Origin of the sequence: Methylobacterium sp. W2 (genome assembly GCF_020662345.1) — a bacterium.
Classification (GTDB): domain Bacteria; phylum Pseudomonadota; class Alphaproteobacteria; order Rhizobiales; family Beijerinckiaceae; genus Methylobacterium.
Window position 1 is genome coordinate 98,806 of the sequence record NZ_VMOA01000002.1, and the last position, 17,828, is coordinate 116,633.

The 17,828-nt window shown below is 67.0% G+C and carries 14 protein-coding genes; 9 read left to right on the forward strand and 5 right to left on the reverse strand.

Annotated features, from left to right (window positions below; translation table 11 throughout):
- Positions 1–188: 188 nt before the first annotated feature.
- On the reverse strand, positions 189–731 hold the full coding sequence (locus tag FPV16_RS01660) for a hypothetical protein (protein WP_227435643.1): 543 nt from the start codon (positions 729–731) through the stop codon (positions 189–191).
- Between FPV16_RS01660 and FPV16_RS01665 the strand changes: the two genes are divergently transcribed.
- From FPV16_RS01665 to FPV16_RS01675, 3 genes are all read left to right on the forward strand, one after another.
- Entirely contained in the window at positions 730–1,821 is a 1,092-nt protein-coding gene (locus FPV16_RS01665) for an NAD-dependent epimerase/dehydratase family protein (protein WP_227435645.1), read from the forward strand. The genes FPV16_RS01660 and FPV16_RS01665 overlap by 2 nt on opposite strands.
- 210 nt (positions 1,822–2,031) lie before the next feature.
- Complete coding sequence (locus FPV16_RS01670; protein ID WP_227435646.1) at positions 2,032–3,306, forward strand: glycosyltransferase family 4 protein; 1,275 nt, start codon at positions 2,032–2,034, stop codon at positions 3,304–3,306.
- Positions 3,287–4,444, forward strand: coding sequence for a DegT/DnrJ/EryC1/StrS family aminotransferase (locus FPV16_RS01675; RefSeq protein WP_227435648.1), 1,158 nt, complete (start codon positions 3,287–3,289; stop codon positions 4,442–4,444). The genes FPV16_RS01670 and FPV16_RS01675 overlap by 20 nt, the downstream gene beginning before the upstream one ends.
- 316 nt (positions 4,445–4,760) lie before the next feature.
- On the opposite strand, the gene FPV16_RS01680 is transcribed toward FPV16_RS01675, so the two are convergent.
- Positions 4,761–6,152: a UDP-glucose dehydrogenase family protein gene (locus FPV16_RS01680; protein ID WP_227435649.1), complete on the reverse strand. Its 1,392-nt coding sequence runs from the start codon at positions 6,150–6,152 to the stop codon at positions 4,761–4,763.
- Positions 6,153–6,772: 620 nt separating this feature from the next.
- Here FPV16_RS01680 and FPV16_RS01685 point away from each other — a divergent pair.
- From FPV16_RS01685 to FPV16_RS01700, 4 genes are all read left to right on the forward strand, one after another.
- Positions 6,773–7,759 carry an NAD-dependent epimerase/dehydratase family protein gene (locus FPV16_RS01685; protein WP_227435650.1) on the forward strand — a complete coding sequence of 329 codons (987 nt, stop codon included), beginning with the start codon at positions 6,773–6,775 and terminating at the stop codon, positions 7,757–7,759.
- Between the two features lie 148 nt (positions 7,760–7,907).
- Positions 7,908–9,083, forward strand: coding sequence for a glycosyltransferase (locus FPV16_RS01690; RefSeq protein WP_227435651.1), 1,176 nt, complete (start codon positions 7,908–7,910; stop codon positions 9,081–9,083).
- 278 nt (positions 9,084–9,361) lie between these two features.
- Positions 9,362–10,738 carry an O-antigen ligase family protein gene (locus tag FPV16_RS26245; protein ID WP_227435652.1) on the forward strand — a complete coding sequence of 459 codons (1,377 nt, stop codon included), beginning with the start codon at positions 9,362–9,364 and terminating at the stop codon, positions 10,736–10,738.
- Between the two features lie 683 nt (positions 10,739–11,421).
- Positions 11,422–12,126 (forward strand): response regulator transcription factor, encoded by a 705-nt coding sequence (locus FPV16_RS01700; protein WP_227435653.1) that lies wholly within the window; start codon positions 11,422–11,424, stop codon positions 12,124–12,126.
- A gap of 139 nt (positions 12,127–12,265) precedes the next feature.
- Here the strand turns inward: FPV16_RS01700 and FPV16_RS01705 are convergent, their stop codons facing one another.
- The 3 genes from FPV16_RS01705 to FPV16_RS01715 are packed head-to-tail and all read right to left on the reverse strand — an operon-like array spanning position 12,266 to position 15,794.
- Positions 12,266–12,742: a secondary thiamine-phosphate synthase enzyme YjbQ gene (locus tag FPV16_RS01705; protein ID WP_227435654.1), complete on the reverse strand. Its 477-nt coding sequence runs from the start codon at positions 12,740–12,742 to the stop codon at positions 12,266–12,268.
- On the reverse strand, positions 12,739–14,733 hold the full coding sequence (locus FPV16_RS01710; protein ID WP_227435655.1) for a cisplatin damage response ATP-dependent DNA ligase: 1,995 nt from the start codon (positions 14,731–14,733) through the stop codon (positions 12,739–12,741). Before FPV16_RS01710 ends, FPV16_RS01705 begins: the two co-directional genes overlap by 4 nt.
- On the reverse strand, positions 14,730–15,794 hold the full coding sequence (locus FPV16_RS01715) for a ligase-associated DNA damage response exonuclease (RefSeq protein WP_227435657.1): 1,065 nt from the start codon (positions 15,792–15,794) through the stop codon (positions 14,730–14,732). Before FPV16_RS01715 ends, FPV16_RS01710 begins: the two co-directional genes overlap by 4 nt.
- 154 nt (positions 15,795–15,948) lie before the next feature.
- On the opposite strand from FPV16_RS01715, the gene FPV16_RS01720 reads away from it, so the two are divergent.
- Both FPV16_RS01720 and FPV16_RS01725 read left to right on the forward strand, forming a co-directional pair.
- A complete protein-coding gene (locus FPV16_RS01720) occupies positions 15,949–16,917 on the forward strand; it encodes a methyltransferase domain-containing protein (RefSeq protein ID WP_227435658.1) in 969 nt (322 codons plus the stop codon).
- Between the two features lie 175 nt (positions 16,918–17,092).
- A complete protein-coding gene (locus tag FPV16_RS01725) occupies positions 17,093–17,827 on the forward strand; it encodes a YoaK family protein (RefSeq protein WP_227435660.1) in 735 nt (244 codons plus the stop codon).
- Position 17,828: the final 1 nt, after the last annotated feature.

Here is a 17,828-nt window from a genome sequence, read left to right on the forward strand (position 1 = left end):
CCGATCAAACAGATGGGGTGCTTGTCCAAGGCTTCACCTCATCCTGAGGTGCCGCGCAGCGGCCTCGAAGGAGACTTCCAGGGATCGCTTTGGTGTCTGGAGAGCTCCCTCAAAGCCCTTCGCCGAGGCGAAGGGCACCTCAGGATGAGGATGTCTGCTGGGATGATCGCTTTGGCATGGGCCTCCGATCAAACAGAATACTGACGCAACATCAGCTCACGATCGGTTTTCGCTCGGAGCACGACAGCGCGGCGGCGAGTCTCGCCAGAGACACTTTGAATACACTTTAATAACTCTTGGTCCGACCGATGCCCTGTGAGGCCGAAGCGAGCCCTTGCACGCGCTATCGCGATGCCTCGGCCAATGCCGATACGTCCCATTGTACGCCGTCGCGTCGCATGGCCCGTCGGATGACGTGACGGCGGCCAGAAGACCGCCAGCCCGAAGCGAACTCGGTGCCGGGCATGCCCCTTCCCGCGACGGCTGCGCCTCGCCAGCACCGGGCACCAGCGTTCATCTCCAGTCGATCGGAGCGGACGAAGCCTGTCGTGCCGGAAATCATCTCGACTAACCCCTTCGCGCACCGGCTCGGCTTGATTTGGCACGATCGAAGACATCAGGGTTCCATAGTTATTAGTCCGATTGTTCTTTTGATTTACCAAAATCATCACATTAAATTGAATATCAAGACTGATGTAGATCGTTTTCATGACGTGATGGAAGAGAGCCATGAACGCAAAAATTGCTGTCACGGGAGCTGGCGGATATATTGGATCCGTCATGGTCGGAGAACTGCTTCGCAATGGGTACAGGGTCAAGGCCATTGATGCGTTCTACTTCGGAACGCCGTGCCTTTCGAAGTATGACGGCCACCCGAAGCTCGAGATCGTCAAGCAGGACATCAGGACCATCGACCACCGCGCCTATCACGACTGCGATTATGCCATCGATCTGGCCGCCTTATCGAACGATCCGTCGGGCGACCTCGACCCGGAACTGACACGGTCCATCAACGAGAAGGGCCGTGTCAGGGCCGCGATGGCCGCCAAGCGCGCCGGCGTCCGCCGTTACCTGTTCGCCAGCTCCTGCGCGGTCTACGGCGCCGGCCAGGACATGTTCCTCGCCGAGGACACGCCGCTACGCCCGCTCACCATCTACGCGCAGACCTGCGCCAGGGCCGAGGAGGCGGTGCTCGCCTTGAATACCGGCCATTTCACCGCCACCGCCCTCCGGAACGCCACCGTCTTCGGCCTGTCGCCGCGCATGCGGTTCGACCTCGTCGTCAACCAGATGACCTTCGACGCCCTGGATCGCGGCCGCATCACGGTCGGGGGCGATGGCTCGCAATGGCGCCCCGTGGTCCATGTGCGGGACGTCGCCGCCGCGTTCCTCGGCGCCCTGCGCGCGCCCTCCGGAGCCGTCGCCGGGGAGGCCTTCAACATCGGCTGGGACAATCGCCAGATCGTCGACATCGCGCTCGCGGTGAAGAACACCGTCTCGAAGCCGATCGAGATCGAGTTCATGCCCGGCGGACTCGACCGGCGCGACTACCATGTGAGCTTCGCCAAGGCGCGCGAAGACTTCGGCTTCAGCGCCAAGCACCGGATCGAAGACGCCGTCATCGAGATCCAGAACGCGATCGAAGCCAAGATCCTGCGCAACACGCCGGCCTGCAACACGGTCAAGTGGTACAAGATGCTGCTCGCCGATCCGCTCCAGGGGTTGAGCCTCCCCCTCGCGGCCGAAGAGACCGTCGCCGCGAGCCCCAACGTCTTCCCCCGTCCGCAATTCGAGAACGCCGCGGACGTGGCGCGCGCCTGAGACAGGACGCACCCGCGCGGATCCGGACCCGCGCCTCCCATCGACCGGCCTAAGAGTGCCTTACAAAACTCCCGCTGCGCTGTCGTGCTTGGAGCGAGAACCGACCGTGATCGGGAGTTTTGTGAGGCACTCTTAGCTCTTCGCTGTGTCGCAGGTTTTCGATCGCAGAACCGGGGGCCACTTCTGCGAAACCTGCTTAGGAGGACAGCCATGCGAGCCCACGACGTGTCTTCCTCGTCCCCGGTCCGACGGCCGGATGGCGGCTCCCCGCTCTCCGTCCGTCATGTCATCATCGAGAACAAGGAGGGATATCCCTCCTTCGCCAATGGTATTCATCAGAATACGCGCTCCCTCGTCACCGAGCAGACCCTGTCGGGCGAGGCGTCCCGCATCCTGTTCCTGTCGCGGGATCCGTACGGGATGACGGTGCCGGCGGGCATCCGGCTGGATCATATCCCGCTGGACGGGCGCAGGATCCTCGGCCGCACGGTCAGCCTGTCGCGCCGCTCCCGCGAGGCTTTCCTCGACGGAGCCGACACGCGAACGATCTTTCATTTCCACGGCGCGCGCCAGCCGCTCCTGGTCTTGCTGACACGGATGCTGCGGCGGCGCGGCATCCCCTATGTCATCAGCCTCCACGCCTGCTTCTCGCATTTCTACGACCGGGCCGGCCGGCTGGTGAAACCGTCGACGGCGCTCTACGTCCGGCTGCTGGAGCGCAGCGTTCTCGAAGGCGCGCGCTTCGTCCACGTCATCACGGCGCTGGAACAGGCCGAACTCCGCCGCCTGGCGCCGAAGGCCCGGTCGGTCCTCGTGCCCCACGGGGTCTATTCGAGCGCCCTCGGCGGGCGTCCGGGATTCGTCGACAGGCCCGGCCCGGCCGAAGGCTCGCCGGTCTTCGGCTTCTGCGGCCGGCTCGCGACGTTCCACAAGGGCCTCGACCTGCTGATCGAAGGGTTCGCCCTCTACCGGCGGCAGGGCGGCGCGGGCCGCCTCGTCGTCATGGGCCCCGGCGACGAGCGCGAGGAGCTGGCGGCGATGGCCGGTCGCCTCGGGGTCGCGTCCGCCGTGACCTTCGAGGGGCCGCGCTACGGAGCCGACCGGGACGCGGTCGTCCGGGCCTGGGACTTCTTCGCCTTCCCCTCGCGCCTCGACCGCTGGCCGACGGCCGCGCTGGAAGCGCAGATCCTCGGCGTGCCGCTCCTCATCACCGCCGAGGCGGGGATGAGCGAGGCGATGGCACGCCACGGCGCCGGCCTCCTCATCGAGGACCTGACGGCCGAGGCCGTGGCCCGGTCCTTCGTCCGGGCGGCCGCCCTCGATTCCGGCGAGTGGCAGGCGATGTCCCGCGGCGCCCACCGGATGGGGTGCTCGGCCGACTGGACCGCGGTCGCGGCACGCCTGCAGGCCCTCTACCGGACCACACCGGCATCGCCGGCCCTCAGCCAACCCATGGAGACAACGGATGGCAGTCCCGTTCTATAGGCATGCGCTCTCGCCGGACTACGCCGTGCGGGTGGCCTCGGTCCTGGGGAGCGCGTTCCTGACGACCGGCCCCGAGGGCGCGCGCGTCGAGGATTTGCTGCGGGACTTCTTCGCCGTGCCGCATGCCAAGCTCACCTCGAGCTGGACGCAAGGGGCGGTGGCGACCCTCCTCGCCTTGGGGATCGGCCCCGGCGACGAGGTCATCGTGCCCGCCATGACCTTCGCGGCGACGGCCAACGTGGTGCGCCTCGTCGGCGCGACGCCGGTCTTCGTGGACAGCAATCCGAACACGCTCCTGATCGATCTCGGCCTGGCGGCGGCGGCGGTGACGGAACGGACCCGGGCGATCATCCCCGTCCATCTCTACGGCCAGATGGTGGACATCCCGGCCTTGCGGGCGGCAATCCCGTCCGCGATCCGGATCATCGAAGACGCGGCCCATTGCTTCGAGGGCAGCCGCAACGGCCGCCGGCCGGGGCAGGACGGCGATGCGGCGATCTTCTCCTTCTACGCCACCAAGAACGTCACCTGCGGCGAGGGCGGCGCCGTGATCACCCGCGATCCGGTCCTGGCCCAGACTCTGGTCCAGACGGTCCTGCACGGGATGTCCGCCGGCGCGGCCCAGCGCTTCCAGGGCGGCACCTACAACCATTGGGACATCAACCGCCTCGGCACCAAGGCCAACCTGCCGGACCTGCTGGCGGTCCTGCTCGCGCCCCAGATCGACCAGGTCGAGGTCCAGTGCGCCCGGCGCGAGGCCTTGAGCCGGCGCTACGAGAGCGCGCTCGCCGGCACCCCGTTCACCTGGCCGGCCATGGAGCCGGGCGTGGTCTCGGCCCGGCACCTGTTCCCGATCCACGTGCCCGACGGGCGCCGCGACGACATGCTCCGGGCGCTGGGCGAGGCCCGCATCGGCACGACGGTGAATTACCGCAGCGTGCCAACCCTGACCCTCTACCGCGACGTGCCGGAAGCGCCGTTCCTCCCCGTCGCCCGGGAATGGGGCGAGGGCACGCTCTCGCTGCCGCTCTTCCCGGATCTGCGCATCGACGAGCAGGACGAGGTGATCGAGACCGTGCTCGCCCAGGCCGCCGCGTTCTGGCCGAAGCCCGCCCTGCGGACCGCGACCGGACGGTAAATAGAGGGACGATGACGGGAGCCTCGCTCCCGCATCGCCTCTGCCGAGCGCCACTTTCCTCTGTCATCCCAGATGTTTACCTCATCCTGAGGCGCCGCGGAGCGGCCTCGAAGGAGGGCTCCAGTAACCGCCATGGTGTCTGGAGCTCTCCTTCGAGGCCCTTTGCTGGCGCAAATGGCACCTCAGGATGAGGTGGTCGGATGCGATGGTCCGTCGTCTTGCGACGATGCCAGATTTTTCAAGTCGATCCGATGCACGATAGCCGCCCCGTCTTAGCGGGGCGGCTATCGTTCGACTGATGGCCGGAACCGCGGGACTACCCCGCGGCGACCGCGAGTTCCGGCAGGACGGCGCCCTGCGGCTGGGTCAGGTCGATCCGTGGCGCCGGGCGCTCCGCCGTGACGCTGCGCCGGCCGATGCCCACATGGCGGAAGCCCGCCTCCGCGGCTTCCGCCGCCGGGATGATGTTGCGGTAATCGACGAGGACCGGGCCGGCCATGCGCGCCCGGAGACGGGCGAGGTCGAGGGTACGGAACACGCTCCATTCCGTGACGATCGCCACGGCATGGGCGCCCGCCACGCAGCTATAGGGATCGGTGGCGTAGGCGAGGTCCGGCATGAGCGACCTGGCCTGATCCATCCCTTGCGGATCGTACGCCCGCACCTCGGCGCCCTCGTCCTGCAGGGCGGTGATGATCGAGGTGGCCGGCGCCTCGCGGACGTCGTCGGTATCCGCCTTGAAGGTCAGACCGAGCACCGCGATGGTCAGCCCCCGGACGGAGCCGCCGCAGGCCTTGATCAGGCGCCGCGCCATCAATCGCTTTCTCTGCTCGTTGGCGGCCGCCACCGTCTCGATGATGCGGGAGGGGACGCCGTAATCCTGCGCCGACTTGATCAGCGCCTGAATATCCTTGGGAAAGCACGATCCGCCAAAGCCGGGGCCGGGCTGGAGGAACTGCGCGCCGATCCGCCGGTCGAGGCCGATCCCGTAGGCGACGCCCGCCACATCGGCGTCCGCCCGCTCGCACAGATCGGCCATCTCGTTGACGAACCCGATCTTCATGGCGAGGAAGGCGTTGGCGGCGTACTTCACCAGCTCGGCGGTGCGCCGGGTGGTGAAGAACAGGGGTACGGCGGCCTCCGCCAGGGGCCGGTACAGGTTGGTCATGATCGCCCGCGCCCGCTCGTCCTGGGTGCCGATGACGATCCGGTCGGGATGCTGGAAATCCGCGATGGCCGCGCCTTCGCGCAGGAATTCGGGGTTCGAGACGACGGCGAAGGCCCCCTGCGGCTGGACCGAGCGCATGATGTGCTCGACCCGGTCCCCCGTACCCACCGGGACCGTCGATTTCGTCACCACCACGGTATAGCCCTGAATCGCCCGGGCGATGTCGCGGGAACAGGCGAAGACGTGGGCGAGGTCGGCATGGCCGTCACCGCGCCGGGCGGGCGTGCCGACGGCGATGAACACCACCTCCGCGTCGCGGACCGCCGCCGCGAGGTCGGTGCCGAAGGTCAGGCGTCCGGCCGCGACGTTGTCGGCGACGAGGGCATCGAGATGCGGCTCGTAGATCGGCATCCGGCCGGCGCACAGGGCGGCGATCCGCTGAGGGTCCTTGTCCACGCAATGCACATGGTGCCCGAACTGGGCAAAGCACGCCCCGGATACGAGCCCGACATATCCGACGCCGATGACCGCCACCCGCATTCCAGCCTCCATGGATCGTTCAGATCAGCAAAGGCGGTTGCTCGTGTCGAACAGCAACCGCCGCAAGCGGCAACCTTAAAATATCATCCTGTTCTGGAGAACATCTCTTCCGAGTGGGCATAAAATAGTCCGAAATCTACCCGAACGACGCTACTTCTTCGCGTCGAACAGTCGATCCGACATTTCGTCATCCCAATTCGGTGGCCTGACAGGATCCGCGCGGGACGAGATTCAGGGCCTCGTCGAGTTGCTGTTCCAAGGCACGACCTTATCCTGAGGTGCCGCGCAGCGGCCTCGAAGGAGCCCTCCAGGGATCGCAGTGGTCTCTGGAAACTTCCTTCGAGGCCTCCGCTACGCTCCGGCACCTCAGGATGAGGTCGTCTGCTTGGATGATCTGCTTCGGCATGAGCATCCGGAGGATGGCGGAGGCCGTGGGCTCACATTTGCCCGGCACCTGTGACCGCGATGTCGGCATCGCCCCCGCAATGTCGCCCCGTGCGGCGCAAGGGTACTATGGCGGCAGGTTGAGCGCTTTCGATCTAACTCACAAGGTTCCTACCAATACAGTCGACGATCATGCAGTCCTTCTGGCGGCACGCATTGAATAAGGGCTGTCTGTCATGAAAAAGATACTTGTGACCGGGGCCGGTGGGTTCATCGGACACCATCTCGTAAAAAGCCTCGTCAGCAAGGGCTATTGGGTCCGCGGGGCCGACATCAAGCTTCCGCAATACGAAGCCTCGGCCGCGCACGACTTCCTGCAGGTCGATCTTCGCATGCGTGACAATTGCGCCATCGCCGTCAAGGACATGGACGAGGTCTACCACCTCGCGGCCGATATGGGCGGCATCGGCTTCATCAGCGGCTCGCATGCCGAGATCACCCTCAACAACACCCTGATCAGCGCGCATATGGTCGAGGCCGTGCGCTACAGCGGCCTGGAGAAGTTCCTCTTCTCCTCCTCGGCCTGCGTCTATCCCCAGCACCTCCAGCTCTCGCCCGACGTCACCCCGCTCGCCGAGGACGTCGCCTGGCCGGCCCAGCCCGAGGAAGGCTACGGGCTCGAGAAGATCTACATGGAGAAGCTGTGCCAATACATGACCGAGGATTGGAAGATCCCGACCCGGTCGGTGCGGTTCCACAACGTCTACGGTCCGCTCGGCACCTATGACGGCGGACGGGAGAAGGCGCCAGCCGCGATCTCGCGCAAGGTGGTGTTCTGTCCCGACGGCGGCGAGATCGAGGTCTGGGGCGACGGTCTCCAGACCCGCTCGTTCATGTATATCGACGATTGCGTCGAGGGCCTGTACCGGCTGATGGGCGCCGATTACTCCGCGCCGATCAATCTTGGCACCGACGAGATGATCAGCATCAACGACCTCGTCGACATCGCGGCGGAGATCGCGGGCAAGACGATCACCAAGCGCCATGACGTGACGAAGCCCCAGGGCGTGCGTGGGCGCAACAGCGACAACGGCCTGATCCGCAAGGTCCTCAATTGGGAACCCACGATCATGATCCGCGAGGGACTCGTGCCGACCTACCGCTGGATCGAGGAAGAGATCGCCCAGGCCCATCCGGTCCGGCATTCCGTCGCGGCCGAGTAACGCCGCGCCCGACGGCGTCTCGGACGAGACGCCTGCCCCCGTGCCCGTCGCCGCATCCGCTTCCCCTTTATGGATGCGGCTGCGGCCTCGCGCCGCCACGGGACGACACCGCAGCAACAGTCACAGCACCGACCGTGAGGCGATCAGGATGTCGAAGCGCGTATTGATCGTCCACAACGAGTACCAGTTCCATGGCGGCGAGGATTCCGTCGTCGCCCAGGAGATCGGCGCCCTCGAACGGGCCGGATGCGAGGTCCGGCTCTTCACCTTGAGCAACAAGTCCATCGTCACGCCGATCGATCGCCTGCGCGCGGCGTTCCAGTCGGTGAATTCGCCGAAGAACATCGGCCTCGTCCTGAAGGAGATCGCTGTCTTCCGGCCTGACGTGGTCCACGTGCACAATTACTTCCCGCTGATCTCGCCGATGGTGCATGTGGCCGTCCGCAAGACGGGAACACCGACGATCCAGACGCTGCACAATTACCGGATCATCTGCGCAAATGCGATGCTGACGCGGAACGGCGCGCCCTGCGAGGTCTGCGTCGGCGGCTCCGCCTACAATGCGGTGCTGCACCGGTGCTACCGGGATTCCCGGCTCGGATCGCTGGCGGTGGCGCGATCGATCCAGCATCACAAGCAGATCGGCACATGGGCGAACGATGTGGATCGCTTCATCGCGCTCACCGAATTCGAGCGTGGCCGGTTCATCGCGGCCGGGCTGCCCGGCGGCCGCATCGCCGTGAAGGCGAACGGGCTCGCCGATCCCGGCCCGGTCCGGCCCGGCGAACGGGAGGGATTGCTGTTCGTGGGGCGTCTCACCAGCGAGAAGGGCATCGAGACCTTGATCGCCGCCGCCAAGCTCGCCGGCCGCAGGGTCACGGTGGTCGGCACGGGGCCGCTGGCGGATCAGGTCGCCGCCTCGCCCGATCTCGACTATCGGGGCCAGGTCACTCCCGCGCAGGTCCGCGCGGCGATGAGCGAGGCCAGGGCCCTGATCGTCCCCTCGCTCTGGTACGAGGGATTGCCGATGGTGGTGGTCGAAGCCTTCGCCATGGGCCTACCGGTGATCGCGTCGCGGATCGGCTCGCTGGCCGAGATCGTCTCGGACGAGGTGACCGGCCTGCATGCCGCCCCGGGCGACGCCGCCGACCTCGCCCGCGCCATGACGCGGATCCTGACCGATCGCGCCGCATCCGAGCGCATGAGCCGGGCGGCGCGGTCGCAATACGAATCGTGCTGGAGCGAAACCGTCACGACGAACCAGCTCCTGCAGATCTACGCCGAGGCGATGGGATCGCACCGGACGATGCAGATCGCGGTCTAGGCGCCTGTTTGGGTTGTCGGTCCAAAGCTTTACCTCATCCTGATGGGCCGCGGCGCGGCCTCGAAGGAGGCTTCCAGGGATCGCTCTGGTGTCTGGAGCGCTCCTTCGAGGCCATTTACTTAAGCAAAGGGCACTTCAGGGTGAGATGGTCTCCTGGGACGATCTGCTTTGGCATGAGAATACGCTGAAAAATCCAATCAGACGGCTTTCAGAGTGCTTGCACAACGCCCGGCCACTGTCGGTTCTCGCTCCGAGCACGGCAGAGCAGGGGGAGTTCCGTGAGTGGCACTCCCAGCATCGTCCCGGCCCCGTCGAATGAGGTCGCCCGCGTGATCCAGTCCCGTCTCGACACCGCCCTTCCCCTCGGCCGGTCCGCCGATGACTTCAACACGCGCTACTGCCGCGCCCTCGTCTTCGTGCTCGTGGGCTATGCGGTGATCGGGAAGAGCTTCGCCTATGTGGGAATCCCGCCGCTCTTCGTGGGCGAGATGGCCCTGGCCGGAGGCCTCATCGCCCTGTTGCGGTCCGGATGCTGGCTCGCCATCCTGGCGACGCCGGCGAGCCGGATGCTCATCGTCCTGATGGGCTGGGTCCTCATCCGCACCGTGCCGTATGTGGGCCCCTACGGGATGGACGCCCCGCGCGACAGCGTGCTGGCCCTCTACGGCCTGTTCGCCCTGATCGTCGTCGCCCTGCTGCTGGAGGAGCCCGGCCGATTCACGCGGGCCGTCGACGCCTATGGCCGGTTCGCGCGGTTCTATGCCCTCGCCGGCGGCATCGTGTTCGGCCTGAGCTCGGCCTTGCTGAAGATCCCCGGCACCGAGATCCAGATCCCCAATGTCCGGGCCGGGGAGGCCGCCAGCCACCTCGCGGGCATCGCCGTCTTCGTCATGCTGGGGCTCGGCCGATTCTCGCGGCTCTGGATCGCCGTGCTGATGGCGAGCATGATCGTCGTCACGTCGAGCCGTGGCGCCATGCTGACCTGTCTCGTGCCGGTGGTGGTCGCGGCCGTCGCCGGGCGCCGGCTGCGGCAATTCCTGCCCATCGTCCTGGTCTTCCTCGCCGCGGCGATCATCGCGACGGTCTTCGACCTCAGCATCCAGCTTCCCGGCAACGAGCGGGCGACCGGTCCCAAACAGCTCGTGGAGGGCCTGAAGAGCGTCGTCGGCGCCAGTGAGACCTCGAATTTCGAGGCGACCAAGGAGTTCCGCCTGCGCTGGTGGGCGACGATTCAGGACTACACGCTGCGCGGGCCGTATTTCTGGACGGGCAAGGGTTTCGGCGTGAACATCGCCCTGGAGGACGGCTACAAGCAATGGGTGACGGCCGATTCGGTGCTGCGAAGCCCGCACAACGTGAACATGACCTATCTGGCGCGATCGGGTGTTCCCGGCCTCGCCCTCTGGCTCGGCGTCCTGGTGACCTGGTTCACGATGCTGTTCCACAGCCTGCTCTGGGCCCGCCGACGCGGGGAGGAGCACTGGGCCAAGCTGTTCATCTGGATCGCCTGCTACGGACTCGGCATCGTGGTGGATGCCTCCTTCGACGTGGCGCTCGAAGGGCCGATGCTGGGCATCTGGTTCTGGTGCGTCTTCGGTTTCGGCATCGGCGCCAGCATGATCTTCCGCTCGCCCCTCGGGCGCAGCTTTACGTAGAAGATCGACGATTCTGCAATTGAAGGTGCATCCCGGTCGTCGATCGTTGGCGCCGCGCTTCGATCATGAACAATCGTCGACGAGGATCGATCTAAGTAGTCATACCACGGCATAGATCCTGGCAAGGTCTCGCTGATTCAGGGTGCGGGGGACCGCGTTGCCGGCGCGCATGCACCAAGGCTCACCAGGGCTCCCCGCCTGCGAGTAAGAGCGCCGCAAGAGGCGAATCTACCAGAAACGGTTGCTTCAACCCACGCTGGCGACATCGGGATACATCCATTTCGATGGTGCGAATGCCATGAATTAGAGTTCCCATTTTTGCTTGTTACGTTCGATATTGTCGTGTTAGTTGAGCGTAATTGAATTAAACATCCGAAAGGGACGCCGAGGGATCGTTGGATTCTTTAACATAGAATAATAACATAAGTATTCGAAGTCGCTTCGCCCGATATGAGCGATGATTGGCGACTTGCCCAACTGTGAATGGGCTTTGCCCCTTCGCCAAGTGGACGATCCTGCCACGACGCGGCGGCCCGATCCGTCAAGGTCAGCAGACATTTGCCAATGCCATCGATTTCCGAATCCAGATTGGAGTAAGTCCGATGCCAATCAGTGTCACAGCCGCCTCAGAGCCTCCCAAATCCGATTTCATTCCCAGCATCATCGGCAGACCGGACGGTCGAATGACTTCCCATGCAAGCATCCCCGCCATCATTATCGGGCCGCGGGGCCTGGAGCGGGACGGGCTCGTCGGAATTTTAAATCAGAACGGATATTCGATCCTCGATTCCATCGATGACATCTCCGACATGAGCCCCGGACAGCTGCCGGCCCTGATCATCCTGACCGAGTTCGGCCAGGAGCAGCTCGAGGCGGCGCTGGTTCCCGTGGTGCAAGCTCAGTTTCCCCTGGCCCGGATCGTCGCCTTGACGGCCGAGACCGATCCGGCGGTGCCCCGGTATCTGCTTCAGATGGGCATCCACGCCTGCCTGAACCGGAGCGCGCAGCCGATCGCGCTGATCCGGTCGCTGAACGTGGTGATGGGCGGCAACATCGTGATCTCCATCGATGCCGCGTCTCACCTGGCCGGCGCGGCGAACGGCTTCCCGAAACCGTCCCTCATGACGCTCCCGAAGACCGCCGACGCGTCCCCGGCGACGGTTTCGGATCTCTCCAATCGCGAGATTGAGGTTCTGGCCTGCCTGGCCACCGGGCATTCGAACAAGTCCATCGCCCGGGAATTGCGGATCTCCGAGGCGACCGTGAAGATCCACGTGAAGAACGTGCTGAGAAAGATCAACGTCAGCAACCGGACGCAGGCCGCGGTCTGGGTCTCGAAACACGGAACGCCGAAGGTCGGCGCCCGGCGCAACGGGCGGGCCGCGTGAGCTGAGAACCGGCGGCGCGCCCGGTGATGGCGCGCCGCCCGGAGCTGCGCCGACCACGTCGGGTCGGGGCACATCTCTGGAGCCTCGTCGTGCCGCGCTCGTCTTCGCCGAACCGGCATCCACGTCGGCCGAGAGCGCTCTAGGCCCCGGCGACGTGCAGGACGATGTCGCGCCGATGCGGCCGGTCGCGATGCTCGATCAGATAGATGCCCTGCCACGTGCCGAGGACGAGCCGCCCGTCGAGGACGGGGATCGTCAGCCCTGAATCCGTCAGGAGGGTGCGGATATGCGCCGGCATGTCGTCGGGGCCTTCCGCCGAATGGATGTACCCGCCACCGGGGAGGCGCGGGGCGAGCCCGTCCAGCGCCGTCATCAGGTCGCTCTGCACATCCGGGTCGGCATTTTCCTGGATCGTCAGGGAGGCCGAGGTGTGCCGGCAGAACAGGGCGAGCAGGCCCTGCCCGATGCCGCTGCGCCGCAGGAAGTCGGCCACGGACGCGGTGATATCCGTGAATCCCTGCCCCGGCGTCGAGACGGTGAGTCGGGCGCTCGCCTGGCGCCGGATCTCTCCCTCCTGAAAGCCTTCGATCCCGCCGATCCGACCCGAACCTCTCATGATGTCTCTCCCTCGATGACGGCGCCCGGCGCGATCTCGCGCTCGCCGCGGGCCAGGATGGTCTCCAGAGCCTCGATCCGGTCGGCCTCGGCCGCCGGCTTGTCCCAGCGGATGCGATGGACCCGGGGGAAGCGCATGGCGACGCCGGATTTGTGCCGGGTGGAGCGCTGGACCCCCTCGAAGGCGATCTCCAGCACCAGCCCCTCGTCGAGGCCGCAGGCCACCTCGCGCACCGGGCCGAAGCGCTTCGTCGTGTTGTTGCGGACATAGCGGTCGAGCTTGGCCAGCTCCGCATCGGTGAAGCCGTGATAGGCCTTGCCCACCGGCACCAGTTCCCGGCCGCCCTCCGGCCGCTCGCGCCAGACCCCGAACGTGTAGTCCGAATAGAAGGACGAGCGCTTGCCGTGGCCGCGCTGGGCATACATCATCACCGCGTCGACGAGATGCGGCTCGCGCTTCCACTTCCACCACGGCCCCTTGGGGCGGCCGGGGAGATAGGGGCTGTCGCGCAGCTTCAGCATCACCCCCTCGATGGCGTCGGCATCCTCGCCGGCTCCCACCGAGGCCGGGTCGGCGCGGGCCTCGGCGAGATCGTCCCAGGTGGCGAAGCTCACGAGCGGCGAGAGGTCGATGCGGGCGTGATCCAGGGCGGCGACGAACCCCTCCAGCCGGGCGCGGCGCTCGGCGAAGGGCAGCGGGCGCAGGTCCTCGCCCTCCGCCGTGAGGAGGTCGTAGGCCCGGACATGGGCGGGGAATTCTTCCAGCAGCTTCGGAGTGACGGCCTTCCGGTTGAGGCGCTGCTGCAGCACGTTGAAGCTCTGCACGCGGCTCTCCCGCAGGATCAGCAATTCGCCGTCGATGGTGCCGGTGAAGGTGATCGCCTCGGCGAGATCGGGGAAAGCGCCCGTGATGTCCTCGCCGGTGCGCGAATAGACCCGCGCCACCTGCTCGCCGGCCTCGTCACGGCCGCCCGAGAGCTGGACCCGGATGCCGTCCCATTTCCACTCGCCCGAGAAGGCGGCCGGGTCGAGCTTATCGAAGTCGGTCTCCTCGTCGATGGGGTGGGACAGCATCGGCGGTCGGAACAGCGCCGGATTGAGGGTGGTGGGGCGCTCCCCCCTCCCCTCGACCCAGGCGAACAGGCCGAGATACGGCGGCTCGAGCCCGTGCCAGACCTCCTCCACCGCATCGGCCTCGTGGCCGCCGAGCGCCCCCACGGCGGTCTTGGCGAGGCGCGCCGAGACGCCCACGCGCAGCGCCCCGGTGATGAGCTTTAGAAGTGCCCAGCGCCCGGTCTCGTCGAGGGCATCGAGCCAATCGGCGATATGGAAGGGAAGGTCGGATTTCTTCGTGGTGCGCAGCGTGTCCACCACCTCGGCGAGGGTGGGGATGTGAGGCGGTGGGTTGTTGTGGCCGAGTCCTATCGAAGGATCGCCCGACAGTCCGGCACGAGGCGCGACGGGCTCCCTCTCCTGGAAGGAGAGGGCTGGGGTGAGGTGTGGTCCATCTCCGGAGAGGTCACGCACCTCACCCTGTCCCTCTCCTTCCAGGAGAGGGGACCCGCGCTGCCCGCGAGATTGTGGCAGTCGGGGGTGAGGGGGCGAAGCCGGAGGAGCCTCGTCCGGTGACACCCCCTCACCCTCGCCCTGCGGGCTTGCCGCGCCGACGCCGAGGTCGTCGCGGCCCTCTCCCCGCCCGGCGGGGAGAGGGGGAGCAGCGGAGACCGGCCAGATCAGCGCGGTGGTCTCGGCGAGATCGCCGACATAATTGTGCGAGAGCGCGAACAGCACCGGATCGACCCGCGCCTCCACCAGCCCACGGATCATCGCCGGCTTGGCCTCGCGGAAGCTGAGGTTGCCGGTCATGGCGGCGAGCGCCCAGCCCCGCTCCGGGTCGGGGGCATGGGCGAAGTAATCCTGCAGCAGGCGCAGCTTGGCATTGCGGCGCGGCTCGTAGGCGAGGCGGTCGAGGAGATGGGCGAAGTCGTTCATGCCGCGGCCTCGTCCGACACCACCGGAGGCTCCTCCACTGCCGCAGGCTCTGCCTCGCCGTCGTCGCCATAGCCCAGCATGTGCAACGGTTTCGCCGCGATCCCTTGTGTCCCGCACCAATGCACCAGGGCGTCCTCCTGCCCGTGCGTGACCCAGACCTCGCCGGCCCCGGTCTCGCGGATGGTGCGGCAGAGGTCGGGCCAGTCGGAATGGTCGGAGATGACGAGGGGGAGTTCGGCGCCCTTCTGCCGGGCACGCGCCCGCACCCGCATCCAGCCCGAGGCGAAAGAGGTGACGGGATCGGGAAATTTGCGCGACCACACGTCCTGTATCGCCGAGGGCGGACAGAGCACGATGGCGCCGTGGAGTTTCCCGCGCTCCGTCGCGACGACCTTCGGCGTATCTCCCAGGGGAATTCCCTCCTGCTTGTACAACTCCGTCAGCTTCTCCATGGCGCCGTGGAGATAGATCGGCTGGTCGTAGCCCGCCTCCCGCAGGAGGGCCATCACCCGCTGCGCCTTGCCGAGCGCGTAGGCGCCGACGATGTGGGCGCGCTCGGGGAACAGGGCGACGGAATCGAGGAGCTTCTTCACCTCGTCCTTCGTGTCGGGCATCCGGAAGACCGGCAGGCCGAAGGTCGCCTCGGTGATGAAGACGTCGCAGGGCACGACCTCGAAGGGCAGGCAGGTCGGGTCGTAGGCGCGCTTGTAATCGCCCGACACCACCACCCGGACGCCCTGCGCTTGAATCGCGATCTGGGCCGAGCCGAGGACGTGGCCGGCGGGCGCGAAGCGCACGGTGACGTCGCCGATGCGGATCTCCTCGCCGAGCACCGCCTCCTGGCGCGCCTCGCAGAAATCCTCGCCGTAGCGCACGGCCATGATCCGCAGGGTCTGGCCGGTGGCCAGCACCTTGCCGTGGCCGGCCCGGGCATGGTCGGCATGGCCGTGGGTGATCAGCGCACGCGGCACCGGCCAGGTTGGGTCCACATGGAATCCGCCGAGCGGACAGTACAGGCCCTCGCGGGTCTGGGTCAGGAGGTCGCCGGCGCGAAGGCTCATGCGCGGGGCCGAAGATCGGGATGGCAGCTCATGCGACGTGATATAGGGCGCCCGGGCCGGTTCGCGTCGGCTCGCCAACGCGAACCGGCCTCGGTCTTTTGTGCCGCGGGTCGTCGACGCACAACCGGTGACCCCTTTTGCGGACCCTGCCGAGATGAACCCGCGAGCGCACACCTCCCTCCAGAATAGCTCCGGCGACCTCCTCGCCGACCGGCGCTACGCCTATGCCGAGGCCTGCCTCGTGGAGGGCGACGCGCAGGGCGCGGCCGAGATGGCGGAGCAGGCCCTGGAGATCGCGCCGCGCTACGCCGCCGCCTGGTTCCTCCTCGGGAGGGCACGGGAGGCGCGCCACCTCGCCACGGCGGACCCCGGCGACCACCACGCCGCCCTCAGGGCCTACGGCAACGCCCTCGATCTCGATCCGCACGACGAACTCGGGGCGCGGCTGCGCCTCGTCCAGATCGGCCAGGGCGACGCCCTCGGCTCGATCTCGCCGGCCTATATCCGCGCCCTGTTCGACGGCTACGCCCCCCGCTTCGAGCGCCACCTCGTGGACGACCTGCATTATCGCGGGCCGGAACTCCTGGTGGCGGCCCTCGATGCCCTAGCCACGGCGCCGGAGCGCTTCGGCGACGTGCTCGACCTCGGCTGCGGCACCGGCCTGATGGGCGAGGCGCTGGCCGGCCGGACCCGGACCCTCACGGGGATCGACGTCTCTCCCGGCATGCTCGCGGAGGCCGCCCGACGCAAACGCTACGACCGTCTGGTGGAGGGGGATCTCACCCGCCTTCTCGCGGACGAGCCCGCGGACAGCGCCGACCTCGTCGTGGCGGCGGACGTGTTCATCTATGTGGGCGGCCTCACAGGAGTAATGGCGCAAGCGGCGCGCATCCTGCGGCCCTCGGGCCTCGTCGCCTTCACGGTGCAATGGCACCCCGAGGGCGGCCTCGTCCTCGGGATGGACGCCCGCTACGCCCATGGCGACCGCTACCTCCGGCAGGTGGCGGATGCGGCCAGTCTCGACCTTCTGAGCCTCGATCCGGCAGCGATCCGCCGCGAGCGCGGGATCGACGTTCCGGGACGGGTGGTGGTGCTGCGCAAGACCGGGTCCTGCGATCCGTAATCCCGATTGTGCACGATTGGGTTGAACCGAACCCCCTCGTCATGTGTTGCACGGCACGGCACTCCCCCAGCCCGGTCCATCGGGCGGACGCCAGCGGTTCCTCCGCGGCGCCCGATCGGTAAGGTCGGGCCTCAATCCATCCGATCCGTTCTTCCGAAGGAGCCTGTGCAGACGCATGGCCGACAAGACCGACAAGTCGTTTCCGGCGAGCCCGACGACGCGCATCCCCTTCGCCCTCGCCCTCTCGGCCTTGGCCGGCTGCGCCGATTCCATCGGCTTCCTCGAATTCTCACAGCTCTTCATGTCGTTCATGAGCGGCAACACCACCCGCTTCGGCGTCTCGGTGAGCAAGTTCGATTGGGAGAGCACGGCGCGGGTCAGCTCGGTCATCGTCATGTTCTGCTTCGGCGCCTTCGCGGGCACGCTGATCGCGGCCTGGGTCGGGCGCTGGCGGCTGTCGGTGATGCTGCTGCTCCAGGCGGTGCTCCTCGCCGTCGGCCTCGTCATGCCCTACGGCAGCTTCTCCTGGCCGCTGCACGTCTATCCCATCGTCGTCGCGCTCGGCCTCCAGAACGCCACGCTGCAGGACGAGGCCGGGCGCAGCCTCGCCCTCACCTACGTCACGGGCGCGGTGGTGCGCTTCGGGACCGGGCTCGCCAATCTCCTGCTGGGCAAGGTCGCACCCTCGTTCTGGATCCAGGCCCCCCTCTGGGGCGCCCTGAGCACCGGCGCGGTGATCGGCGGCTTCCTCCAGACCCATTACGGCGAGGATGCCTTCCTGTTCCCGGCAGCCCTGGCGGCGCTCCTCGCCCTCGTCGCCATCGCGCTCACCGTCCTGAAGCCCGGCAGCGCCTATGTCACCGGCGCCGAGGAGTACCATCCGCCGGACGCAAGGGGACCGGTGAAGTAAC